At 42.3% G+C, this 24,734-nt stretch carries 18 protein-coding genes; 10 read left to right on the top strand and 8 right to left on the bottom strand.

Translation table 11 applies throughout. The features are described 5' to 3' along the window. Nucleotides 1-202: 202 nt before the first annotated feature. On the bottom strand, nucleotides 203-622 hold the full coding sequence (locus tag V7K42_RS20590; RefSeq protein WP_334919216.1) for a DUF6220 domain-containing protein: 420 nt from the start codon (nucleotides 620-622) through the stop codon (nucleotides 203-205). 114 nt (nucleotides 623-736) lie between these two features. On the opposite strand from V7K42_RS20590, the gene V7K42_RS20585 reads away from it, so the two are divergent. Continuing rightward, nucleotides 737-1,399 (top strand): LuxR C-terminal-related transcriptional regulator, encoded by a 663-nt coding sequence (locus V7K42_RS20585; protein WP_334919215.1) that lies wholly within the window; start codon nucleotides 737-739, stop codon nucleotides 1,397-1,399. A 383-nt stretch (nucleotides 1,400-1,782) separates the two neighbouring features. On the opposite strand, the gene V7K42_RS20580 is transcribed toward V7K42_RS20585, so the two are convergent. Further along, complete coding sequence (locus V7K42_RS20580) at nucleotides 1,783-3,510, bottom strand: putative bifunctional diguanylate cyclase/phosphodiesterase (RefSeq protein ID WP_334919214.1); 1,728 nt, start codon at nucleotides 3,508-3,510, stop codon at nucleotides 1,783-1,785. 557 nt (nucleotides 3,511-4,067) lie between these two features. Then, nucleotides 4,068-4,757: a 5'-methylthioadenosine/S-adenosylhomocysteine nucleosidase family protein gene (locus V7K42_RS20575; protein ID WP_334919213.1), complete on the bottom strand. Its 690-nt coding sequence runs from the start codon at nucleotides 4,755-4,757 to the stop codon at nucleotides 4,068-4,070. Between the two features lie 238 nt (nucleotides 4,758-4,995). On the opposite strand from V7K42_RS20575, the gene V7K42_RS20570 reads away from it, so the two are divergent. The 3 genes from V7K42_RS20570 (at nucleotide 4,996) to hpnH (ending at nucleotide 9,825) form a co-directional block, all read left to right on the top strand. After that, complete coding sequence (locus V7K42_RS20570; RefSeq protein ID WP_334919212.1) at nucleotides 4,996-7,719, top strand: efflux RND transporter permease subunit; 2,724 nt, start codon at nucleotides 4,996-4,998, stop codon at nucleotides 7,717-7,719. Beyond that, complete coding sequence (gene hpnA / locus V7K42_RS20565; protein ID WP_334919211.1) at nucleotides 7,719-8,702, top strand: hopanoid-associated sugar epimerase; 984 nt, start codon at nucleotides 7,719-7,721, stop codon at nucleotides 8,700-8,702. Before V7K42_RS20570 ends, hpnA begins: the two co-directional genes overlap by 1 nt. A 103-nt stretch (nucleotides 8,703-8,805) precedes the next feature. Next, nucleotides 8,806-9,825 (top strand): adenosyl-hopene transferase HpnH, encoded by a 1,020-nt coding sequence (hpnH, locus tag V7K42_RS20560; protein ID WP_334919210.1) that lies wholly within the window; start codon nucleotides 8,806-8,808, stop codon nucleotides 9,823-9,825. A 55-nt stretch (nucleotides 9,826-9,880) separates the two neighbouring features. Here hpnH and V7K42_RS20555 read toward each other — a convergent pair whose 3' ends face one another. After that, nucleotides 9,881-11,761 carry a protein kinase domain-containing protein gene (locus V7K42_RS20555; protein ID WP_334919209.1) on the bottom strand — a complete coding sequence of 627 codons (1,881 nt, stop codon included), beginning with the start codon at nucleotides 11,759-11,761 and terminating at the stop codon, nucleotides 9,881-9,883. A 723-nt stretch (nucleotides 11,762-12,484) separates the two neighbouring features. On the opposite strand from V7K42_RS20555, the gene V7K42_RS20550 reads away from it, so the two are divergent. Further along, nucleotides 12,485-13,762, top strand: coding sequence for a DUF4255 domain-containing protein (locus tag V7K42_RS20550; RefSeq protein WP_334919208.1), 1,278 nt, complete (start codon nucleotides 12,485-12,487; stop codon nucleotides 13,760-13,762). After that, the gene (locus tag V7K42_RS20545) at nucleotides 13,759-15,747 is read left to right on the top strand and encodes an ATP-binding protein (RefSeq protein ID WP_334919207.1); all 1,989 of its coding nucleotides are present in this window, start codon (nucleotides 13,759-13,761) and stop codon (nucleotides 15,745-15,747) included. Before V7K42_RS20550 ends, V7K42_RS20545 begins: the two co-directional genes overlap by 4 nt. Nucleotides 15,748-15,785: 38 nt before the next feature. Here V7K42_RS20545 and V7K42_RS20540 read toward each other — a convergent pair whose 3' ends face one another. From V7K42_RS20540 to V7K42_RS20530, 3 genes are read right to left on the bottom strand one after another with little or no spacing between them, the layout of a single operon-like run. After that, on the bottom strand, nucleotides 15,786-16,487 hold the full coding sequence (locus V7K42_RS20540) for an alpha-L-fucosidase (RefSeq protein ID WP_334919206.1): 702 nt from the start codon (nucleotides 16,485-16,487) through the stop codon (nucleotides 15,786-15,788). After that, entirely contained in the window at nucleotides 16,439-17,278 is an 840-nt protein-coding gene (locus tag V7K42_RS20535; RefSeq protein ID WP_334919205.1) for an alpha-L-fucosidase, read from the bottom strand. Before V7K42_RS20535 ends, V7K42_RS20540 begins: the two co-directional genes overlap by 49 nt. 31 nt (nucleotides 17,279-17,309) lie before the next feature. Beyond that, nucleotides 17,310-18,164, bottom strand: coding sequence for an SAM hydrolase/SAM-dependent halogenase family protein (locus V7K42_RS20530; protein ID WP_334919204.1), 855 nt, complete (start codon nucleotides 18,162-18,164; stop codon nucleotides 17,310-17,312). A 111-nt stretch (nucleotides 18,165-18,275) separates the two neighbouring features. Here V7K42_RS20530 and pirA point away from each other — a divergent pair, with 111 nt between their 5' ends. Further along, the gene (gene pirA, locus V7K42_RS20525) at nucleotides 18,276-18,431 is read left to right on the top strand and encodes an arginine synthesis PII-interacting regulator PirA (protein ID WP_181154184.1); all 156 of its coding nucleotides are present in this window, start codon (nucleotides 18,276-18,278) and stop codon (nucleotides 18,429-18,431) included. A 320-nt stretch (nucleotides 18,432-18,751) separates the two neighbouring features. Here the strand turns inward: pirA and V7K42_RS20520 are convergent, their stop codons facing one another. Next, on the bottom strand, nucleotides 18,752-21,259 hold the full coding sequence (locus tag V7K42_RS20520) for a CPBP family glutamic-type intramembrane protease (RefSeq protein WP_334919203.1): 2,508 nt from the start codon (nucleotides 21,257-21,259) through the stop codon (nucleotides 18,752-18,754). Between the two features lie 140 nt (nucleotides 21,260-21,399). Between V7K42_RS20520 and V7K42_RS20515 the strand changes: the two genes are divergently transcribed. The 3 genes from V7K42_RS20515 to V7K42_RS20505 all read left to right on the top strand — a co-directional run bounded on the left by V7K42_RS20515 (nucleotide 21,400) and on the right by V7K42_RS20505 (nucleotide 24,310). Then, nucleotides 21,400-21,576, top strand: coding sequence for a hypothetical protein (locus V7K42_RS20515; RefSeq protein ID WP_334919202.1), 177 nt, complete (start codon nucleotides 21,400-21,402; stop codon nucleotides 21,574-21,576). A 608-nt stretch (nucleotides 21,577-22,184) separates the two neighbouring features. After that, complete coding sequence (locus V7K42_RS20510; protein WP_334919201.1) at nucleotides 22,185-23,243, top strand: hypothetical protein; 1,059 nt, start codon at nucleotides 22,185-22,187, stop codon at nucleotides 23,241-23,243. A gap of 182 nt (nucleotides 23,244-23,425) precedes the next feature. Then, entirely contained in the window at nucleotides 23,426-24,310 is an 885-nt protein-coding gene (locus tag V7K42_RS20505) for a pirin family protein (RefSeq protein ID WP_334919200.1), read from the top strand. Nucleotides 24,311-24,734: the final 424 nt, after the last annotated feature.

The following is a 24,734-nucleotide window of genomic DNA, read 5'->3' as shown; positions in this document are numbered from 1 at the left end:
CTCTTCAGAAAGATGATTTTTGGCTGGCATAGGTGGCTGATACTGGATTAATTATTTAATCTCTTATTATACAATCTAGCTGCGTAACAGCTTAAGAGTGTTCCAAAAAATAAATGATCCAAAACCCGTCATTGCTTCGCTCGCAATGACAATTGGGCATTTTTTTACTTGGAGTACTCTAAAAGAATTGAAAGTTACGGATTTAGTCTTGGTTGTGGTTGGGAAATACGATGTGTGATGTCCGATGAACTAGGGTTGTGGAAATAGAAAATAAAGAAAAGCCGATAAGTGGATAGAAGACTCCTAAAGGAAAAGAAGTCTTCAAGTGAATTGTGAGAAATTGCAGTCCCAGCAGCACTGGAATAGTTGCTGTCAGGCGCTGGACTCTTGGGGGAAATGGCATCAAAAACACCCATATCAACAAAATTAGTGAGAGTCCGCCATATCCTCGTACCAGCGAAATATGTAGGTTCCACCAATCAGAGTTGTAAAAGTAAGCCAGTCCAACACTAAATAGTTGGGTTACTAAACAGAGATTGAAAAACACTACTGCGATAAAAAAACTGATTTGAATCCAGCGCCCGGATATCTGTGTATCATCAATGCCAGAATTTACAGTCATGGCTAAGTAATCTCAAAAAAAACAAACAAAGGATTTGACTTGGTGTAACAAAAGCTAGGATAAATTTAGTTGCTATACTGTGCCTAGACCTCGAAAGGGTACAATTTGCTAATCATGATTGCCTTACAAGCTCTATTTCATGCAATTGCTCAAGCTAAAGATCGAGAGACATTGCGATCGCATATACGCGCCGAAATGAGTGAATATTTTTCAGCTACACGAGGTGGGCTGTTTTTCTTTGCTCAAATTTCTCTAGTTAACAGCAAGCTCCAAAAAGGGCTGCAAATTGCACTATCACCCCAACACAATCCAGTTGCACGCTACTTGCTAGAACACCATGCCCCTGTTCATGAAGCTTTAGTAGTAGAACCGAAGACGTGGAGGTTGATTTGTCCTCGTGCCGATCACTGGCACGTCATGGCAGGGCCAATTGTCAGCAATGGGCAGTTAGTAGGTGTGGTAGGTTTTACCCGTCAGCAAGGAATGCCTGCATTTGATTCACAAAATCTTACAGATTTGAGTGCGCTTTGTCTGCACATTTCTACTTGGGTAGCAATGGCAAGATTACAACAACCACAATTACAGACAAAGCGTTTAACACCTCGTGAAATGCAAATTGCTTCCTTGGTGGCTCAAGGACAAACAAATGCAGAAATTAGTACTGAACTTTGGATTACTGAAAACTCTGTCAAGCAAGCTTTAAAAAGGATGTTTCGCAAGCTTGAGGTTTCATCTCGGACTCAGATGGTTGCAAAGCTTTCCACGGTTTCAAAATAGTCCGTGGGGACTTTGCGAAACTTGCTGTTTAACAGCTAAAGGCCCAAAAAGTATCACCACGCTCTATAAGCAAACTTGGTGAGTTTGGGAACCTGTGCAAACAGGATATTAAGGTTGTAAAATCTTAAGAATCTCAGCGTCTAAAGACCTGAGAGTGTCAATCTAATATCGTCAGTTAAGCCCAAAATCCTTGGTAGAGACGCATTGGTGCCGCGAGACGAAGCCCAATTTCTCGTCTCTACAGGTCAAAAATCACTTATTATTTACGCAATAACTCTCTGAAACTCTTATTCCTTTGCGTCCTTTGCAGTAGCCTGAGGCAAGCCGCTCTGCGTCTACGTTTTTTCCTGATTTTGCGTAAGTACTGTCAGTATCAAAAACTCTTAAATCAAGGTATTGACTGCTGCAATTCCCTCCATCTGCTGAGAACTTTTCCGCAACATTGGGGCAATTATATCAGCAGGAACAGGACAACTGAAGTAGTAACCCTGACCTTCATCACATCCACGCATTTGCAAATATTCAAGCTGCTCTTGGGTTTCCACACCTTCGGCTGTGATTTTCAACCGCAGGCTTTTTGCTAGGGCAATAATCGCATCGGTGACAGCGGCGCTATCAGGATTAGACATGACATCTTGTACAAATGAGCGATCAATTTTGAGCATATTCACAGGAAAGCGTTTTAAATAATTCAGGGAGGAATAACCAGTACCAAAATCGTCTAGAGCCAAGCAGATACCCAGTTCTCGTAATTGTTTTAAGATTTTAACTGAACGATCGATATCAGCCATCAAGAAGCTTTCTGTCACTTCTAGTTCTAAGAAAGATCCTTCAAGTCCAGTTTCCTCAAGAATTTGGTTGACTATCTCAACCAGATAGGGTTGTTCAAACTGTCGAGATGACAGATTCACAGATATCCGAATTGGGGTATATCCAGCAAGCTGCCAAGCACGGGTTTGGGCGCAAGCAGTTCGCAAAACCCATTCACCAATTGGTACGATCGCACCATTGGCTTCTGCAATGGGAATAAATTTTACTGGAGAAACCAAACCTAATGTTGGGTGCTGCCAGCGGATCAATGCTTCCATCGCTATAACTTTTCCGCTATTTAAATCAATCAGAGGTTGATAATAAACCAGCATTTCACCACGCTCAAGCGCTCCATGTAATTCCTTTTCTAAAGTCAGTCGCTCTTGCAACTGAGCATTCATTTCTGGTGAATAGAATTGGTATTGGCTACGCCCTTGCTGCTTGGCTTGGTACAGTGCTATATGAGCCTTTTGCAAGAGTTTATCTACGCTATTAGGAGCGGTTAGGTTATTAATTGTGATACCGATACTGACGGTAAGATGAATCAAGTTACCCTCTAAAGAAAAGGGTTTGTTCATGGTACTCAACACCATCTGAGATAGCTTAATGACACTTTCCAAAGAATTAATATCAATTCGGGCAAGGGCAAATTCATCTCCACTCAAATGGGCGATAATATCTGTTTGTGCCGTGCAGGTTGATAATCTCTGGGCAACTGCTCTTAACAATAAATTTATTGTCTGATGATCTAACCCATGACTCATACCAGTGAAATCATCAATACTGAGTAAAAAGACAGCTATAAGACGCTGGTTGTTTTCAGGTTGGGATAAAATCTGATGGAGGCGATCGCGGAATAAATCACGATTGGGTAATCCTGTCAGTTCATCATAATTAGTGATGTAGTGAATTAACTCATCTAATTTGTGAAGAGTTTGTGAGGTATCCGCCATTAACGTACCCGCTTCATCAGCAAATTCTGTGGGCAATTCAGGTAATGTTTTAGTATTGAGATAATTTTGTAATGCCGCAGATGTCAAAATGACCGGTTTGAGGAGATGGTTTAGTGCATAGAGGGTGGCAGCTGTACCCACTAATGTAGCCAATAGAGCAATAATCATAACTCGCGCCGCCATCTCGAAGGAATAGGAGTTTGAGATGACAAAACTCAAAAGTAAGGTTAGAAGTGGTACATGAGTACCCAAAAAAGCCACCAACATGATTTTAGCGGTGTAACTTTTTTTGAGCCATTTGAAATTAGCTAGGAACGAGTACAGGTAGAGCTTGTGATTTAGCGTCATAAATTTTGTTCTATCAGTTGGTAAATTAGTTCCGAGCTATTTTGCCAAAAGAGGATTTTTGATTCAAAGTAAAAAAAATTAGCTCTTATGGAACCCAATCCTGAAAAGGTCACATATTATCCTTCCCAATCTTTTTTCTAGTTAATATGTATGAGGATAAAGTTTCTGTAAAACTTTTTGCACAAGTAATTGTAGAGTCAAAATTAAAGTTGTATTTATTCTTACACTGACAGTAATTATTCTTTTTTAATGCGATCTCAAAGCAAATATAATTACGCTCAACACAAATATTTTTCTTGACTTTTATTTTACAAATTTCGACTTCTCTCGAAAGGCATAATTATTAGAGGCGCATATCTGTGCGCCTCTAATACCATTTATTTATGAGACTACGCTAAGTTTTTTTTCTTTGTGTTCTTCTCTACGAGACGCTACGCAAATGCGCCCTTTGCGGTTCGTTACTCATATAATTTGGCGCACCTTCATACAGAATTGGTATAAGAATTATCTGTATACCCAGAAATTGCAAACCGTTATATTATTAACTCTGTAACAAATTATTCCAGCCTATTTCCAGAAAAAAGCTGATTTGTAACTTGCTTTAATACCTTTAATGCTGTTAATGAACCTCTAATCAGCCGAGTAGCAGCAAGGGGTTGTCGAAGCATTCCTATCGCTAAGGGGAAAGGGTTTAGGGAACCATCAGAGTTAATTGCTGGTGTGAGATCGGGGATATCGTGCTGACAATTATCACTGACTACTCGCAGCATTGCCACAGATACCCCAACGGCATTGAAAAACTCTAAAGCAGTAAATCCTTCCATATCAACAACATCAGCCGCCAAAGTTTCACCCAAATGGCGTTTTTCGGCAGCAGACCAAATTACGCGATCGCTTGTCAGAGACTTGACTAATGATACTTTTGGTGATATGGAAGAGTGTAATTGTGTTGTGAAATTGCGATCGCATTCTTGCCGCTTCTGTTGATAAACACAATCTTGATACAGCACAATATCACCAACTGTATAGCGATCGCTCAAACTGCCACAGATACCCATAATCAGCACCCTGGATTTTGGAACCAGAAATTGTCCTTGTTGCAGATATTTGAGCAAAGGCTTCATCCCAATAGGTATGGCTACTACCGTTGGCATAGAACCAGTAACGCCACTTAATCCGCGACAAACAGCTTTATATTCTGCCCCTTGAGGTACCAGAATTGTGTTGATGGGCAAAAAATTAGGCACTAGCTCTCCCAATAACTCCGACTAAATATATTTCTTATACTCAACAGAACCAAGTTCCATGTTTCAAAATTTTGCCATATCTGAGTGACAATAAATAATCCTGCCCTTTTGTAGTGAGACACCCCAGATAATTGCTGTAGCATGAGTGACATACTCCACACTCCCGAAGCGGTGAGAGGTGGGGCTTTCTTTTTGTTTAAGCTAAATAATTGTGTCACCCACACGATAATTTTCCAAAATGGTAAAGTTTCATAACTCCAAATCCGCACGAGAACTCTTCAATATTTCCAAATTGGCGATTCAATTTTCGTGGCTGACGGTGAGTTTTTGGATTGCCGTAACGGTAGCTGGTATTCTGGCTTTCAGTTCTCTCAAGTATGCTTTGTTTCCAGATATTACCTTTCCAGTGGTGGTTGTGAATGCTACAGCCCCCCTGACAACTGCCCTAGATACAGAAACGAAGCTCACCAAACCTGTAGAAGAACGCCTCCGTTCTCTAGAAGGACTAGAGAATATTCGCTCATCCACCTATCCTAGTCAAACAGCCGTTAGCCTTTCTTTTGCCGTTGGTACGAATTTAGAAACATCGACTAAAAAGGTGGAAACTGCCCTCAAGCAGCTGACTTTGCCTCAAGGAGCGACTTCTAAAATTATTCCCCTAAATCTGAACGAGTCAGCCGCTATTAGCTATGCCATTGAGAGTCCCACGCGGAATCTCACAGATTTGACAAAGTTGGCGAAAGACGAGATTGTAAGTGCGATCGCTAAACTACCAGGAGTCCTAAAAGTCTCCCTCTTGGGCGGTACTACTGCAACTCCTCCCGTCAATCCATCGAATGTGAGTGCAGCAGCCATCCCCCAAGCAGGGGCAACATTAGTCAGATTTAACGGCGAAGATGCACTGGCATTTCAGGTAATCAAACGCGGTAGCGCTAACACTTTAGAAGTGGTGAGTCTAGTTGAAAAAGAAGTCCAAAGGCTGCGTTCTACCCTTAAGGATGTCAAACTCACCTTAGCTGCCACCCAAGCAAAATATATCCGCCAAGCTACCCAGTCAACAATCGATGCTTTGCTCGAAGCAGTCTTGTTGTCCATCGTGGTAATTTTTCCTTTTTTGTGGAATTGGCGAGCCACTCTAATTTCTGCCTTGGCGATTCCTACGTCTATTTTGGCGACATTTATCGTCATGGCAATTTTCGGTTTCAACTTGGAAACGATTACGCTGTTAGCTTTAGCTTTGGTGATTGGTAGTATTGTTGATGATGCGATCGTGGATGTAGAAAACATCATGCGACACATTGAAGATGGGGAAACTCCTCGTCAAGCAGCGCTTTTAGCAACCAATGAGATCGGACTAACAGTCACCGCCGCAACCTTGACAGCAGTAGCAGTTTTTCTGCCCATCGGTTTGATGGGTGGAGTAATCGGGCAGTTTTTCAAGCCTTTCGGCATTACTGTTTCAGCAGCGATGCTTGCTTCTATGCTAGTTGCTCGGACTTTATCTCCAGTTCTAGCTATTTACTGGCTAAAACCTAAATCCTCACTCTCCCCGCGTCGGGAAGGAAAAATTTGGGTAGCGTTTGCCCAATCTTACAGAAATTTGCTGAGTTGGTCTTTAAATCACCGGAAGATAGTTATCGGTTTAGCTGTCCTCAGTTTTATCGCCGGAATAGCGCTGATTCCATTCATTCCCAAAGGTTTTATTCCTAAACTCGATCGCGGCGAATTCAATATTGCTTATACTGCTCCTTTACCGAATATCCCCGATTTTGCTAGAGGTGGACAAGGAGGACAAGGAAGCAATATCTCCAGTCCCCAATCCCCAGTCCCCAATCCCCAGTCCCCAATCCCCAATTCCCAATCCCCAATTCCCAATCCCTTAAACGATTCTCTTCAAGTCGCTAAAAAGCTGGAAGATGTAGTCAGAAAATCACCAGCAGTTGAAACGGTATTTACTACTGTTGGTTCTCGTGAGGGTGAGCCGAACAAAGGCACGCTATATATAAAGTTAAAGGAAAACCGCACGATCGCAACTGGAGAACTACAAGACCAATTGCGCTCCTCTTTACCTATCCTTCCTGGGGTAACTACTAGTGTGGAAGATATTCCATTTGTCGATTCTGGCGGTCAAAAACCTCTTCAAATAGCTTTAAGTGGTAACGATCTCCAAGCATTAAGTAAAGCAGTCAAGGCAATTAAAGAGAGAATTCAGAGACTACCGGGATTTGCCGATGTCACAATTACAGGTGAAACGAATCCACAGGGTAAGGTTGTTCAAATCGAGCGGCTCAATAATCAGCGAGTTGCTTATGTTAGTGCGAATCTTGGTAAGAATCTATCTTTAGGTGATGCTACTGACAAAGTGGTAGCGGAAGCGAAAGCGGTGTTACCTTCTAACGTTTCCTTAGATTTAGGAGGAGATTCGGCTAACCAAGGTGAAGTTTTTAGCAGTTTCGGCAGTACTTTGGCTTTATCTGCCCTGTGTATTGTTGTGGTACTATTTTTGCTGTTCAAAACCTGGGTAGATCCTTTGGTGATTGGTGTCTCTTTGCCTTTAGCACTGGTGGGGGCAATGTTGGCACTACTGATTACCAAGAGCGACTTTGGTATGATCTCACTGATCGGTTTCGTCTTTTTGCTGGGACTGGCAAATAAAAATGCCATCTTACTTGTGGATTATATCAACCAGTTACGCAATGCTGGCACAGAACGCACCGAGGCAATCCTCAACACTGGAATAGTGCGCCTCAGACCAATTATGATGACAACTGCTTCGACTATTTTGGGGATGCTACCGATCGCTTTAGGTTTGGGTGCTGGTTCGGAATTGCGATCGCCTATGGCTGTAGCGATCGCTGGTGGACTCGTAACTTCAACTATCCTCAGCTTGATTGTCGTGCCGGTAGTCTACACCATTTTAGATGATTGGTTTCCCCGATTTAAAAAGAGAGGGACAGCTTGATGCCAGTTTTTGTTACAGGGGGTACGGGTTTTATTGGTGCCCACTTGGTACGGTTGCTTTTACAACAAGGATATGATGTCAAAGCGCTAGTCCGCTCAAGCAGCAACCTGGAGAATCTTCGCGGTTTGGATGTGGAAATTATCAAAGGCGATTTGAACGCTTCAAATCTCTGGCAACAGATGAGAGGTTGTCAATACCTATTTCATGTCGCAGCCCATTATTCTCTGTGGCAAACAGACCGAGAGTTACTTCACCATAACAATGTTCTGGGTACGCGCAATGTGTTAGCAGCAGCTAGCAAAGCTGGAATTGAGCGTACCGTTTATACTAGTTCAGTAGCAGCTATTGGGGTAGGATCATCAGGTCAAGTGGTCGATGAAACACATCAGAGTCCCTTAGAAAAGTTGGTGGGTGACTACAAAAAGTCTAAGTTTATGGCGGAACTTGAAGCCATGCAAGCTGTTGCTAGAGGTCAAGAGGTAGTTATTGTCAATCCCAGCAGCCCCATTGGAGCGTTGGATATCAAACCTACCCCGACAGGTGATATAATCTTACGGTTTTTAAGACGGCAAATGCCCTTTTATTTAGATACTGGTCTTAATTTTATCGATGTACAAGATGTGGCGTGGGGACATTTATTGGCTTTGCAACGGGGTAAGTCAGGCGATCGCTATATCTTAGGTCATCAAAATCTAAGTCTCAAAGAACTACTCGAAGAACTTGCCGATATCACAGGTTTGACAGCACCTCAACGAACAGTACCCGCTTGGTTGCCTCTTAGTGTTGCCTGGGTTGATGAAAAGATTCTCGCCCCCTTGGGGAAATCGCCCTCAGTGCCATTGGATGGCGTGCGGATGGCAAAACAACCTATGTATTATGATGCTGCAAAGGCTGTACGAGAGTTGGGTCTACCTCAATCTTCGTTGAGAGCAGCACTCAAAGATGCTGTGGATTGGTTTGTTGCTCAGGGATATGTGAAATGAAAAATATAACGATTCACGTGGGGATGCAATACGCAATCAAGTAGCACCGATGTGCGCCCCTACTGTAGTGTTTTTAGATATATAAAGAGGAGCGATCGCAATAATGGCAGTTAATATACAACAAGCTATGGATATCGGGAAGTATCTGGTTACTCAGCGTTTGAAAGGACGTAAACGCTTCCCCTTAGTATTGATGTTGGAACCTCTTTTTCGCTGTAATCTAGCTTGTACTGGTTGTGGTAAAATCCAACATCCCAAGGAAATTTTAAAGCAAAATCTCACCCCAGAACAGTGCTTTACCGCAGTGGAAGAGTGTGGCGCACCGGTTGTCTCAATTCCTGGGGGAGAACCTCTGCTACATCCCCAGATTGATCAGATTGTCCAGGGATTAATTGAGCGCAAAAAATATATTTACTTGTGTACCAATGGTTTGTTGTTAGAAAAGAGCCTAGATAAGTTTAAACCTTCCCCTTACCTGACTTTTAGCGTGCATTTAGATGGAATGCGCGAGTTGCACGATCATTGTGTAGACCGCCAAGGTGTTTTTGATATTGCTGTCAAAGCCATTCGCGCCGCTAAAGCTAAAGGCTTTCGTGTCACCACTAACACCACGATCTTTGAGGGTACTGAACCTAAAGATATGCAAGAGTTCTTCGATTTTCTGGAAACACTAAATACTGACGGGATGATGATTTCTCCCGGCTACAGTTACGAGTGGGCACCAGATCAAGATCATTTTCTCCACCGCGAACAAACCCGTACCCTTTTCCGGCAAATTCTGGCTCCTTACAAAGCTGGTGAAAAAAGCTGGAACTTTAATCACAATCCATTCTTCCTAGATTTTCTCATTGGTGAGAAAGACTACGAATGCACGCCTTGGGGTAGCCCTAGCTATAGTGTTCTCGGTTGGCAAAAACCTTGCTATCTGCTGAACGAAGGTTATTACTCTACCTTCAAGGAATTACTGGCACAAACTGATTGGAGTCAATACGGCCAGAAGAGTGGTAATCCCAAATGTGCCGATTGCATGGTTCACTGCGGCTACGAACCCACCGCCGCAATGGATGCAATGCAACCGCAAAATATGGCGCGTGCCCTTGGCAGTGTGTTTGGCAGGAACTAGTAAGTAGTTAAAAGAACACTCACTGGAGGAGGCAGTACGGTCTTCTCCGGTGGGGCTAGTTCTGAAGGCGATCGCTATTAGGTATTTGCTGGTTACTTGGCTCTTTACGAGATTGAAGTTGAGTGTATATATAAGCCACCAATGCTAAGGACAATCCAATGGCCAAGACTACTCCCAAGATTCGCAAAAAATTGGGAGTGATTCTCGTAGCTAGCTGCTCATTTAGCTTTGGTTGGTAAATAGTATCATCCGTTCGCACTTGTTGCCCGTTTCGATGAGATGCAGGTCGTGGTTGATACAACGTAACATCTGGTGTTACTTGTTGTCCGCCTTGATTCAAACCAGGTCGCGGTTGAAACAACGTTTTATCTGGTGTTACTTGTTGTCCGCCTTGATTCAAACCAGGTCGCGGTTGAAACAACGTTTTATCTGGTGGTACTTGTTGCCCGCTTTGATTAGAACCAGGTCGCGGTTGAAACAACGTTTTATCTGGTGGCACTTGTTGTCCGCCTTGATTAGAACCAGGTCGCGGTTGATATAACGTCTTATCTGGTGGCATTTGTTGTCCGCCTTGATTAGACGCAGATCGTGGTTGATACAAAGTCACGTCCGGTTTACTGGTGTTTGGATTATTCACAGGACTCTGTTGATTTTGCTCAACTGGGTTAAACTGCCTTGGAACCGTTTCGTTATTTGAACCTTGGTTGTATCTAGGCTGAAGGGGAGAAACTGTTTCTTCAGATTGGTTTTGTTGAATCGGGTTAAACGGTCTGGGAACAGTTTCGTGATTTGAACCCTGATTATATCCAGATGGAGGACGCAGAATAGTGTCGTCGCTCGATTGTCTGGGAACAGTTTCGTGATTTGAACCTTGATTATATCCAGATGGAGGACGCAGAACAGTGTCGTCGTTGGATTGTCTGGGAATAGTTTCGTGATTTGAACCTTGATTGTAGGAAGGTTGCGGTTGCCCGGTAGCCTGTCCGGGGGCAAATTTGGCAGCCGCTTGCAAAGCAATATTGAGTTCTTCTACCCTTGCAAATCGGTTAGCGGGGTTTTTGTGGAGGCATTTCATCACCACAGCTTCCAATTGTACGGGCAAATGCTCACAACCTGGTTGCGATCGCAGTGGTTTCGGTGGCTCATAAGCATGAGCTAATACCCAAGAAGCCTCGCTGACATGACTACCTTTAATGCTGATACCAAAGGGATCGGCGGCACTCAGCATTTCATAAAGAATAATCCCTAAACTATAAATATCACCCCTTGCGTCTAGGTTTTTATCGCTTTGGATTTGCTCAGGAGGCGCATAACGAAATGTACCAATAAAGGTACTGGTAATATTTGTAATATTGGCATTTTCGGAAGATTCACTCCGAATTTTGGCAACACCAAAATCCAAAACCTTGACCCACTCACCCAAATCTGTAGGCACTAAAAATATATTATCTGGTTTCAGGTCGCGATGAACTACCTGAATATGCTCAGTGCTTTTTCCACTCTCCCGTTGGAGAGTAACACCTTGATGGGCAAGCTGTAGACCTTTGCAAACTTGCGCCATAATTTTAACCGTCCGCTCAACAGATAGCCGCTTTTCGCGTAGCAGTAATTGTCTGAGCGTTTGCCCACGCAAATATTCCATCACGTAAAATGGAAAGCCTTCTGGGGTGAATCCACAATCACTAATCTTAACGATATGATCGCTTTGCAAAGCAGCACAGACTGCCACTTCCCGCTCAAAACGCTTTCTCATTTCTTGTGATGCCACCAGCGTATCTTTGAGCAACTTCAATGCTACCTGCTGACCTACACGGGTATCTGTTGCCAGGAAGACATCTCCCATGCCACCCCCGCCTAACCGTTTTTCTAAACGGTATCGCTCGTTATCACCTACGAAGCGACCAATCCAAGAATTTGAAAAAGGTGGGGATTTCATCTGCGGGAACCCATCCTAGTTACTTTAAGGTGTTAACTTTAGTCAGAGATATTACTAGTATTACAAATATGATTGCTTACTTTGTAAACTAGATTAACACTAGTAATATATATTACTTAGTGATTTATCTAATTATACTCAGCTTAACATATCAGTAACTTAAAGTAATGCTAGCAATTTGATAAAATGTTTAAAATTAAGACTTATAGCAGTTGAAATTTGTTCCTAATATGAAGTTAATGCAAATTCTACAAGACTGTCAGCTTCAGTAGTGTTAATACCAATTCTACGTGAGGCTGCCCTTTAGAGATAATGCAGCAATACCATGCCAGTACTCTGTTGGAGAATTTGTAGAGAAGCGGCTACTCTATAAGACGCTTTGCGGATGCATTTACATGAATTGCCGCTATAGCTTGTAGTTCTGCATCAGTTTTATCGGCGCATCTTCAAATAAAAATGGTAGGAGTGAAACGGGAAAGCGCAAATCCAGAATAGTAAAATACCGGGCAATTTTGCCTACTTTTAACAAGGGAATTTGCCTGACTTATAGTTATTTTATATACTAAGTGGATTTACACCATTCTGTACTAATAGTTGCCAATGTGCTTTTGTACGCCGTACCAATAGTCTCTGTTACAGAATATTTAAAGTTTTGCAAAATATATTCTGTCAATGTACTCTGGCGTACATGATTAATATGTGCTATTGCCATGAGGAACGAGGATGAGTAATGTGCTCTCTATAGCCGCCGTGACAGCAGTACTAAAAGTCTTGCTGGAAAATGGTTTAGTCAGCGATCCGATCGCTGCTAGTGTTGGTGATGTAATTGTAACTGCCCTACCGCCCGATCGAATTTCAGTTGAAGCTGACGAACGCGCTCAAATTAACCTCTTTCTCTATCAAGTAACGCAGAATCGCAATGTCGATTGGGTATCTCAGGAATTTCGGAGTAGGCATTCACGTATTAATGGAAACCCGCACTCTCAAATTCCCCCACTAGCTCTTGACCTCCACTATTTGCTCACAGCTTACGGAGCCAAGGATTTTCAGTCGGAGCTTTTACTGGGCTATGCAATGCATTTATTACACAAAACACCAGCTATCACATCGGATATTATTGAAAATACTCTGATAAATGCCTCTACAACCAATACCTCAAGTGCTTTTTCCCAAGCTGTAGCGAGTGTATCTGTATCCGATTTAGCTGAACAAATTGGGCAGATTAAATTGACTCCAGAGTTTTTTAACATGGAAGAAACTTCTAAATTATGGTCTGCTTTACAAACACACTATCGACCTTCAGCTACCTATCTGGCATCAATGGTATTAATTGAAAGTAGCAAACCTGAAAATTCTGAAGGTTTCTACATAATGCCCTTGTCTCAACCGACTATAGAGCAAGTTATGGCTCCGGCAAAGACCGATCAAATTATTGTTGCGGGTACAACACTAGTAATTCGTGGTAAACGGTTACGCGGTGAGATTACCCGAATCCGTTTAAGTAATACGGAGACTTTAATAGTCCCTCATGATGTTAAAGAAACACAAATTAGCCTGTTAGTCCCATCAGATTTATCCGCAAGTGTGCAAGGTATCCAAGTTGTCCATCTCACAATGGGCAATGGCGGGCAAACAGATTATGTAGTTGAATCAAACGTTGCGGCTTTCGTCCTCCATCCAACAATTACCGCATTTGTCGCTCAAGTGGAAAATAGTGGCGACAATTTACGTACAGCCGAAATTACCGTCAAATTTCAGCCCAAAGTTGGTAAGGCACAACGGGTAGTTTTGCTACTCAATGAAGCCTCAGACAATAGTCCAGTCGCTTACTCTTTCTTGGTTGCATCGCGGACTGAAGACACCGATGCAATTACTATTCCTGTCAAAAACATCAAGCCAGGAACTTATATTGTTCGGGTACAGGTAGATGGGGCAGAAAGTCCATTGCATAAGAAGAATCAGTCTGGAGGTTATGATTCGCCAGAGGTGACTATTCTATGAATGCTACAACAAATCGCAATTGGGATGAGGCAAACTATCGCTATCTATCAGCATCTCTGGCTGTGGTACATGGTATTTTAGAAAATCACACGGCAAAAGAGCAAAATCAATCTGTAGAGAACAACCAAGAGCATTTACGGCAGGCGTTACAGGAAGCTGCTGCTGCAATGCCTGCACCATCGGCATTGGAAAGAGTATGCAAAATATTTAGCCTCTCACCCTTTGAACGCGATTTGTTGCTGTTGTGTGCAGGTATGGAATTGAATGGAGATTTTGCTAAATTGTGTGCTATAATGCACGGGGATTTACAACGAGCTTACCCAACTCTAAGTTTAGCTCTAGCCGCTTTACCTGATGTCCACTGGGATGCGATCGCTCCAAATGCTCCCTTACGTCATTGGCGGTTAATTCAAATTGGTGATGGTCATGCCCTGACTCTCAGTCCCGTAAGAATTGACGAACGAATTTTACATTATCTCACGGGCATTCAATATCTTGACGAACGATTAGTCGGCATCATTGAACCATTACAAGCAGTTAGCGATTTAGTCCCCTCGCAGCAAGATTTAGCCGAGCGAGTATCAGTAGTTTGGTCGCAAGCTTATAAGGTTAATAGCTTGCCAATTGTTCAGTTATGTGGTGTTGAAACTACTAGCAAACGAGGCATTGCCGCAACAATTTGTCAACTCCAGGGTTTAAACTTGTGGGTAATGCCTGCACAAGTAATTCCATTAGTACCTAGCGAGTTAGATAATCTCATCCGCCTGTGGATTCGTGAGACGATTTTAAGTAAGTGTGCGTTACTTATAGATTGCAACGATCTCGATACTAATGATATAGCGCGGTTAAATGCGATCGCACGTTTCATCGAACGCACCAAGGGCTTTTTAATAGTTACAAGTCGGGAACGCATTGGGCTAGGACAACGCCTGGTAGTTAATTTTGACGTACATCAACCAACTAGCAAGGAACAAGGTACAGTTTGGCAAGATGCACTAGGTTCAATTGCACCGCAAATGAACGGGCAAGTTAAAACTCTAGTGGATCAGTTTAACCTCAGTGCCGCAACCATCCGCGCTGCTTGTGCAGAAGCCGCAGGACAGTTAGCCCAAACACCAGAAAATGATATCACTAGCATTCTATGGGATGCCTGTCGCGTGCAAGCACGTCCGCGCTTGGATGAACTCGCCCAACGAATTGAGCCATCTGGTGATTGGGAAGATTTGGTATTACCAGAGGCCCAGAAACAAGTTCTCCGAGACATTACGGCTCATGTCCGTCAACGTAGTACTGTATATAACAATTGGGGTTTTGGTGGCAAGAGTGCTAGGGGATTGGGAATCAGCGCCTTATTTGCAGGTTCTAGCGGCACTGGTAAAACCTTGGGGGCAGAAGTGCTAGCTCAGAAATTGCGCCTCGACTTATATCGCATCGATCTATCATCAGTCGTTAGCAAATATATTGGGGAAACAGAGAAGAATTTGCGTCGGGTATTTGATGCTGCTGAACAAGGTGGGGTGATTTTGTTATTTGATGAAGCTGATGCCTTATTTGGTAAACGCAGTGAAGTTAAAGATGCGCGCGATCGCTATGCCAATATTGAAGTTAGCTATCTATTGCAACGGATGGAAAGCTACCCAGGTTTAGCAGTCCTAACTACTAACCTGAAAAGTGCAATTGATACAGCCTTTCTGCGGCGGATTCGCTTTGTGGTGCAGTTCCCCTTCCCCGATACAACACAACGAGCTGAGATTTGGCGGCGTGTTTTTCCCGCGAACACCCCAACCACAGACTTAGATGCCCTCCAACTAGCACGGCTAAATGTCGCTGGTGGTAATATCCGTAACATAGCCTTAAATGCAGCTTTCCTCGCTGCCGATGCTGGGGAAGCAGTGCAAATGAAACACGTATTGCGGGCTGCTCAGACGGAATATAGCAAGTTAGAGAAACCTTTAACTGATGCGGAAGTTGGGGGGTGGATGTGATTTGAAATTAACTTAGTACAGCATTTCATATCCGAGCTTCAGGAAAGAGGTATCTGGCTGATTTTCAACGTGTAGGCTGGTGATTTTTTCACCGTAGACATATCCGGTAGCGTGACAAATAAATTCTGTCCGCACTGTTGCCACTCAAGTTTACCTTTTGCCCCTAGCATTGTAATCTTTGCATTTTTCGGCAGAATTAGCCCTGGGATTGTCAGCGTCTGACTCATGGGAGTATCAAGCAAGACAGCATACAAATTACCTTTGTTTGTGGTGTAGCGCACTCGGATGCCTTGGGTAGATACATCTTCTGAGCGTATCCAATAGCGCGAGCCAAAGATGGCTTCACCATTTACATCTAGCCACTTGCCTAAGCCAAGCAACCGTTCAGTTTGCAGTTTCGAGATTAAACCATCGGCATTTGGGCCAATGTTGAGCAGTAAGTTGCCGTTTTTACTAACAATGTCAACGAATGAATCAACCAGTTCGTCTACTGAAATCATGTTCAAGTCGGTATCATTTTGGTTGTAACCAAACGAGTAACCTAAACCCCTTGTGCTTTCCCATTTCTTTGGTTCGATTTGTTTGAGTTGACTGTATTCAGGTGTGGAGAAGTCGAAGTGTAAACCAAATTGCCTACTTAAATCAAAGCGGTCATTAACTACACCATTAGGTACGTGATTGTAAAAGTAAGCTATAATCTCGTTTGCTTGACCAACAGGATAGCCAAGGTCATTCCACAAGATAGATGGCTGATAGCGGTCAATAAGTTCGCAAGGTCATTCCACAAGATAGATGGCTGATAGCGGTCAATAAGTTCGCGCCAATGACCATTAGCATATTCCGCGTAAGCTTTTTCTTGGATAATGGCTGCGACCAAGGTGTTAAAGTCTGTCACCGTTGTATCTTGTTTAGACCAATCAATACCGCCGGAGTAGTACAGACCCATACGCATATCTTGTTTACGAACGGCTTGTGTCAGTTCCCCCACAATATCCCGCGCCGCCACTCGTCCTGACTGGTTTGTGGTTTTGCTAGGCCATAACAGGAAACCATCATGATGTTTGGTCGTCAGCACAACGTACCGTGCACCTACTTGAGAAAACAGTTTTGCCCATTGGGATGGATTCCACTTTGTGATAGCTGCATTGAAGGTGGCGATAAAGTCGTCATAGGTAAAATTTTCACCGTAGGTTGCACGGTGATACTTATAGGTGTCACTGCCCTCAAGTTTCATAGAGTTGTAGTACCACTCAGCATAAGGGTTGTGCTGGAACCAATATTCCCAACCGCGTTCTGCAATTACCTTGTTCTGTTCACCAGTCAGTGGTGCCCAACCAGGTACGGAGTACACGCCCCAGTGAATGAAAATGCCGAGTTTAGCATCTTTGAACCACTCTGGAACTTCATGCTTTGATAGCGACTCATTTGTTGGTTCATATATCTGTTGTGCAAAGGCAGTAGAGGGTGTCAGGCTCAAAAGAATACTTATAATTGTTGTAATAATTAATATAAGTAGTAAAGGTCTAAACATCACAATTTTCCTGACTGAGGGATATATAATTTTACAACTGGGTCTCGTCAAAGGCTGCGAGTACATGAAAGACCATCATCTGATTGCCAAGCGAATCTAACTGCAACTTTGAGTGAGCATTGCCGCTATTAATGGCAATTTCTACCCAGCCGTGACTGCCAACTAAAGCTAGTATCTCTCCTAAGTTGACATCACTGTAAGTTTCACAGCCTGGTATCCTCAATCCAGCAGCTTGCACATACCAAGTTTTGCCTTGTACGTAACTTGCCGGAATGTTGCTCACTAGGTTGCCAAAGTAGTCAATATATTGAATGCAACCCTCTACGCCATTGCTTGTCTGCTTGCACTCGCCTATATCTAGTTTGACTAAACTTGCTGGATCGATTTCTTGTCCTAGCTGTTTCAAGGGGACACCGCTAGCAAGATTAGCTGCCACTGGTGCAAAGATATCTCTACCGTGAAAAGTGTTGCTTGGTTGAGGAGTTCGCCAATAGTTAAGATTTGTAAGTTCGACGGCTGCGTAGGCGTAGCCCGTCGTAGACATCGCAGGGCTTTGACTAAGTACCCCGCTAAAGATACCATTATCTGGGCCGACTAAAAACCCTTGAGCAAATTCTACTGCGATCGCTCGTCGTTTACTTCCCACACCCGGATCTACTACTGCCAGATGCACTGTCCCAACGGGGAAATAGGGATAAGCATTCATGAGGGAAAACCTGGCTGCGGCGATGTCTTGCGGCGGAATTTGGTGTGTTAAGTCTATTACGTCTAGTCTGGGGTTAATTTGGGCGATGACTCCCTTCATTATGCCTACATAGGGATCGCGATCGCCAAAATCGCTTAGAAAAGTTATGAGTCGTTGTTGAGCTATCTGCTTTTCAGACATATTTTTGTTAAAATCTACATTAAGTTATAAAATTCTGTAGCAACAGCTACAAAACATGTGTTATGTTAGCAATAGAAGACATAAAGTGAAAAATTAAAGAAGGTAATCACTATGAATCAAGGTAGACTACAAAGTGCAAGGAAAGCACAAGAAGCTCACAGAGAGAATATTCAAAAAAGCCTAGAGCATCGGTTGCAAGTAGCCAGAGCAAAGGGCGACGAACAACTGATTCGTCAACTGGAAGCTGAAATGAGATATTCCAGCTAAATCAAGTTTTAATTGTTCTTAGTTTGTTGTGTAACCCGTTACAGCGGGTTTTTTTTGTTTTTAAGGTGCGTTAAGAGGATGTTTGAAAAGTCCTCTCGTTGGTAGCTAGCAAAACATTTCAGATCCTCCTAAATCCCCCGATAAATTGGGAGACTTTGATTCTGGTTCCCCCCTTTTTAAGGGGGGCTAGGGGGGATCTCTAAGTGCCTAAAATCACAGCCAAATACTTGTTCATTCAACCTCTAAGCGTGATTGTTATATTTTTGTGACAAATAATATCGAAATATGTGCATAACACACGTTTACTTTATAAATCACCTTTAAACTTTCTGATTTTTTTGATTATTATCTAATTTTGTCATTCCTCCAAAAACAATTAACCAAACTACTACTACAACCCAGTGGATTAAAACTATCACCCAAAAAGATCCGGTTAAGGTATATGCAACAGTGCATATAACTCCCAAACATAAAGTTAAAGTAATAAAAACACGATTAAAAAATGTAGGATTGCCAGCTTTAAAAAATGTTTTCGCATTAAAAGGATGATACAAAACAAACAATACTAAACTCACGATTGCCCATAAACTCCATCGTAACCAATTGGTTATTTCGGTAGGATGAGGAAGTAATATAACGCGAAATAATAGTTCTTCGAGTATTGCCGGTGTAAACAAACAACGCAACGTTAACAGGTATTTGTCAATCCAATTCGCAGACCAAATGTTTATCTGTAAAAATCCTAATTTCCAGCCATAAGGGATGGCAATAATACTATAAACTATCAACAATAAAACAAGAACTAACCAATCTTGTTGTGTAGGAAGTGCTAACGACGCTAGAACACGATTTAAAATAACTGAAAGTGGTGAAATATTAGTAAAGGGAATCTGAGATTGTCCTAAAAAGACTGTTGGTGCAATAGGTATAATATCGGATTGCCAACCACCTACTTGATTGGTTCGCAATACTTGCATAATTGCACCATGTTTGAAAAATATTTTGGCGAGGTCGTCGTGTGCTTGTCTTGGCATTATTGTTCGCCACGTTGTCAAACCAGCCCAAACACTACGATCTTGAAATGGTTCCGTTGCTTTTCCGATTCCTGTACCTGCGAGTATACCTGCTTGACTCTGCCAATCAGCACGAATTATCCCTAAGGGCGCTAATTGTTGTTCTAAAGATTTACCTAATTCAACTAGCTGCTGAAAGCGTAATGCTTGCGGATGATTAGGGTTTTTGCGTATCCAAGTTTGAATTTGAGGAGTTTTAGCAACTTGGTTTTTAATTGCCATTATCGCAGCATAAAGTGCTTGGCTTGAGTCTTGAACGCATGATGTACCAGGTGATACCATTGCCCCACCAGTACCATCGCCAACGCGATAACGTGCCATTGTTACCTGTAATTGTTGCTGGAATTGCTCTAAAGGCGAAAGTTTAATACCATCAAAATCATAATCTTGCGTTACAGGGTCGAATTTAATCAGAATATCTGATACTGGACGTGTTGCTAGCCAGCCACGTTGCAAATTACCCATATAATCAGCCCATGTATGCGTTCCGGCAATAATTCCATCAGGGTTATGGGCATAAATTTGGTGGTATTTAGTCTCAAAGCGTAATTCGTTAGTAAACTCGTCACGGACAACTTCTGCAATTCCAAAAGCGAAATGTCCGGTGATTGTATAAGGTACTGCGATTGCTTCAGCTTTACGTCCGCCAATTCCACCAAATAGGTGTAGTACAATTGCTTTATCGCCTTGTTGCCATTTTGATATAGATGTTTCTACAGGTTTGAACAAGGCAGTATTGAATTTACCTTTATTTTTTTCGGTATTTTGCCAATTTACCTCTTTGATATAATTTAGCCCTAATTCCTTCCCAGTGATGATTTTACGGGGTTGAATTTGAAACAAAGAACGAGGTGCAAGGGCGTTTACTGTAAATACAGCATTTGCATCTTTAGCACCATAAATATACCAACCATCTTCACCCGCAGGTGATTTTTCGATTTGCTGCGAACTTGAAGGCGCAAAGTTTCGCGTATCTATTACTTGTTGGGGAATACGAATAGTTTCTTTAATCTCATCAAATTTATTTGAGTTAGGGTTATAGTGCTGGATAGAAAAGTAATCCCTATCCTGCTTATTTATCGTAGAAAAAAGGTTTTCATTACTAGATTTAAACGGTTTAATTATTTTTACTAAACCATAAAATCTACCAGTTGCCAAAATAGGTTCGCGTTCAATTTGCAAAATAGCTTTTCCTGCATTTGCATCAATGATTGTATTTGCATCTAAAGCAACAATTACATCATCATTAGGATTTGCACCAGCTAAAGAACGTAAAATACCTACCTGACGAACTTGATTTAATCGAAAAGGATGAATATTCCCTTGTTTTTGACTTTTAATTACTTCTGAATTGAAATTTATATCTCGTGTTACAGCTTTAACTTTAGCAAGTAAATCTTCATTCTTTTTCCACTCTAGACGCACAATCTTTCCTAGCAGAGTTTGCGCTGTGGGTGGTGCATATTGCACTTCCATCCATACCCAATCTAAACCATCTTGTAATTGCTGTTTTGTTGGTAAGATTAACCTTCCTACCCAGTGACCGACAGGTTTATAAAGTTTTGCTGATGGAATTTGTGCAACTGGATAAAAACTAGGTTGATTAAAGTTTGGTCGAGTATGTATCGCGTAATTACTTTCTTTTTGTACTAGCTGTATTTCTCTTGCGGAGAGTCCCTGGGATGCAATTACTACTATAAGTAAGAATATCAGAAATACTAGCCTTATTTTTCGATTCAATTTACGCCAAATCATATATTATTAGTAACTAATATTATATCCGCTTGATTACTTCTTAAATTTAAATAACCCCACCCCACCAAAGCTATACTTTGTCTTCTCTCTCCAAAAATCATGTGATGAGATTAAGCAAAATAACTGGCGTGTAGGGTGCAATGACTGTGATAATTATAACTACTTATGCGGGCATGGTAGCCCAATATTATGTCACACCACTACTGCAACCACAAAGCATAATGGTAAAACTCTTCATTCTTGATGTAATCTCGCGTTTTATAGAGTTTTTGCGCGGTTCTGTGAGAAATTTGGGTGTTTACACCCAATATTACTAGGTTAAAAAAAAGATGTCCGAGCTTTTTAAAGTAAGCTTTGATAATTCAACTTACTTTTTATTTTTGAGACTGTCGTAGAGATAAACCCAGTTTTTTTGAAAAAATTTGCAAGTAATTAGAGGATGTTTTAAAAGTAGTTAGCCGTGATTTAAATCGAATTATTACCCCCCTTAATCCCCTCTTATAAAGGGGGGAAACAAGAAAATCCGGTTCCCTCCCCTTTGTAAGGGGAGGGTTAGGGTGGGGTAAAAAATATTTGATACATCAATCATGACTTTTAAAACATCCTCTTAGTGGCATTGATTACCCTACTTAGGCAATTCTCTAGTTCACTATAATTACACTATGATTTTGGCTAATGAATAAAAAGATGGACACAGTTACGAATGAATTTAATAGACAAGCTTTTTTTGAGTAATCAAAAATTATTGAAAATAGCCAGATTTAACCAAAATTTTAACTAATTATAATTTTTTTATTAATACCAAATTGCTAGAGTGGATTTCACAAACGCTTTTGTGATGGTGCGTAATCCAAACAATCTATGCATCTAAAATTGAACGATGTATAGGTTTCAATCATTGATTATTCTCAGAGACTATCAAACAATGAAATGTAAAGCAATATCTTCTTGGGCGATCGCAAAGCTGTCTTTGGCCTGCGGCATCAGTTTATTGAGTGCGAAATTGGTAGCGGCCGCTGTTACCTACAGCGCATGGCCTAGCACCACAACTGTAGTCACTGCTGATGGCTCTAACCAATTCGGTGGTAATCTCAGCGGTTTGTTCTACAACCCTGCGGCTGGAACCCAACAAGCCATTTTGTGGGCGGTGCAAAATTCACCATCAAAACTCTACAACATGGTTTGGAACGGTAGCACTTTCGTCAAAAATACTACTAATGGTTGGAGTTCTGGAAAAACGTTGCGCTATCCCAATGGGACTGGTGCGCCGGATGCGGAAGGCGTGACCAAAGCCGAGCTTTCTTCAACGACTATCTATGTCTCTACTGAACGAGATGGGAGTGGCTCGAACCGCTTCAGCGTACTGAGTTATGACAGTAGCAGCAGTGCCACCACACTTAATGCCATCAAGGAATGGAACTTAACTTCTAATTTGCCGACAGTTAGCTCCACTAATCTAGGTTTGGAAGCGATCGCGTGGGTTCCAGATAGTTATTTGCAGGCTAATGGATTCATAGACGAAAGTACCAATCAGCCGTACAACCCAGCTAATTATCCGTTACATGGCACGGGATTGTTTTTCGTTGGACTGGAAGCGAATGGACAAATTTACGCCTACGCGCTCAACTCTGACTCGACGGATCAGCGTATCGCTACCATTGCCAGTGGTAATACGAAGATCATGGATTTATCCTTTGATCGCGATAATGAGACTTTATGGGCGTATTGCGATGACAATTGCAGCAACCGCTCAACTTTACTCGCCATTGATACCACTGTTGGCTCGCCAACGAAAGGCAAATTCATCATCAGCAAGGGTTACGAACGCCCAAGTTCGATGTCAAATATTAACAATGAAGGCATCGCCATTGCGCCCAATTCTGAATGCATCAGTAATCTAAAACAGTTCTTCTGGGCGGATGATTCCGAAACTAACGGTCATGCGATTCGTCGGGGAACAATTCCTTGTGGACGATTGTTTTAAGCTTGAGGCAAGTGACTCTTCTTGATTTGACTGCTGTGAAGTTCTCTCCCGCGATCCTGTCTGCAAACGACTGGTAAATTCGGATGAGCGATCGCAGAAACAGATAACTCACAAAGGTTAGCTTTTTTCTGGTGGATCTACTTATAATAATTCCAGCATTTACCAATTACCCCCCATCAATTATGGCAATACTTCAACTGATTGAACCTGAAGTTAAAGATTTGGGTGGGTTTGTTGCCCGTCGCAGTTTGCCATATCTTAATCGTCAAATGGTTGGGCCGTTTATTTTCTTCGATCATCTTGGCCCATCCGTTTTACCACCCAATAAAGGTATCGATGTTCGACCACATCCTCATATCAATCTCGCCACCGTAACTTACTTATTTGATGGTGCTTTGATGCACCGCGATAGTTTAGGCACTGTGCAGGAAATTCAACTGGGTGCTGTAAACTGGATGACGGCGGGAAAAGGGATTGTACATTCAGAGCGATCGCCCGACATCGACCGTCAAAATGAAGCTACCATTCATGGCATTCAAACCTGGGTCGCTTTGCCTGTGGAATACGAAGAAACCGATCCAAGTTTCACTCATTATCCAGCTGTTACCCTTCCTACCTGGGAAGAAAATGGCGCTATCATCAAATTGATCGCTGGAGAAGCATTTGGCTACACCTCACCTGTCCAAGTTTTCTCACCTATTCTCTATTTAGATGTAGTGCTGTCTGCCAATGCTCATTTTACTATCCCCACAGGTTATTCAGAGAGGGCAGTATACAGCGTCACAGAAGGTTTGAGCATTAATGAGCAACCGCTAGAGCCATATCGCCTCGCCATCCTAGATCCAATAGATGAAGTCAGGGTTTCTGCTAGTGCTGCTGCTCGGTGTATTGTTATTGGTGGTGAACCATTGGGTACACGCTACAAATGGTGGAATTTTGTTTCTAGCCGACCAGAACGAATTGAGCAAGCAAAAGCCGATTGGCGGGATTACCGCTTTGCTAGCGTGGCAGATGAAACAGAGTTTATTCCCCTGCCAGAAGTGGTAGTAGAGGCTAATCCCTTATAGTATTAGTCATGGGAGCAATGCGATTTTGTGAGCAGGGGGAGCAGGGGATGCAGGGGAGGCAGGGGAAGAGAAATAAATAAGTGTATTTATAGCTATAAAGGTCGTAAAAAATACTAAAATTTTCTCTTCACTTCCCCTGCTCCCCCTGCCTCAAGAGCTCTTTTCACGAGGATCTCACTTTTTCGCGTTGCTCCCATTAGTCATGGTGTTGGGGGTGGAAGTTGGCGATCGCAATCCTAATTAAAAAAGTTGAATACATTAGCGAATTTGATGGTAAATAACTTCTCCTGGACTAAACAGTGGTATCCAATAACTCCCCTCAGCTATCTGCAGTAAACCAAAAAGTTTTTCTCCAAAGAGCGATCGCTGAAATACTTATATGTTTTAATACTTTATAACACCTAATTCTCTAATCAGTAGACAT

Source organism: Nostoc sp. (assembly GCF_036917455.1).
In the GTDB taxonomy this organism is placed as follows: Bacteria; Cyanobacteriota; Cyanobacteriia; order Cyanobacteriales; family Nostocaceae; genus Nostoc.
This window is presented reverse-complemented; position numbering and strand designations above follow the sequence as displayed.